Origin of the sequence: Thermococcus sp. PK (assembly GCF_000430485.1) — an archaeon.
Classification (GTDB): domain Archaea; phylum Methanobacteriota_B; class Thermococci; order Thermococcales; family Thermococcaceae; genus Thermococcus_A; species Thermococcus_A bergensis.
Genome location: NZ_KE387145.1, coordinates 185,985 through 186,587 on the forward strand (window position 1 = coordinate 185,985; position 603 = coordinate 186,587).

Genomic DNA, 603 nt, shown 5'->3' on the forward strand with positions numbered 1-603 from the left:
GAGGGTTCACTAGGTTTGTTTTTCTGTTTGCGTTCTGGTATAATTTTGTTAGGTTTCATTCTCGGTTTGGTTGTCCGCCTGGTGATGTGACTGAGTGGCTTCAAGAGGTGATGCCCCAGTTATCCTGACAGTATCTCAAAAGAAAAAGGTAAAGTTTAAATATTTCGCACCTTACAAAATTTGAGGGCTGTTCTCTAAATGGTTAAAAGCGTGAAGTTTAAATATTTTGACTTAGTATTTCTTAATGGGTGGTTTAGTGTGCCTAAGGCGACCTTTGTTATTAGTGAGGAAACCTTAGAGGAATTTAAAAAGTGGCTATCCAGCGTTATGGGAACAAGAGAGGCGTTCTGAGTGTGGCAATAGAAGAAGCCATTAAAGACTGGATCAAGAAAACCAAAGAGGAGCTGGAAAATGCCAAGTGAGACTATTAAACTCACGGCAAAATTCAAACTCAAAACAGAACCCGAAGGGTTAGAAGACCTCTTCACCCTTTACCAAGAAATCGTGAACTTTTAATCACCTACGCTTTTGAGAACAACATTACGAGCTTCTACCGGTTGAAGAAAGAGACGTACAAAAGCCTTCGGGAGCAGTACCCAGAAC

At 40.6% G+C, this 603-nt stretch carries 2 pseudogenes; both read left to right on the forward strand.

Features of this window, described 5'->3' with window-relative positions:
- Positions 1 to 128, forward strand: a pseudogene (locus THEPK_RS12850) (IS6 family transposase); the annotation flags it as partial.
- Between the two features lie 283 nt (positions 129 to 411).
- Positions 412 to 603 (forward strand): annotated as a pseudogene (locus tag THEPK_RS12855) (RNA-guided endonuclease InsQ/TnpB family protein); the annotation flags it as partial.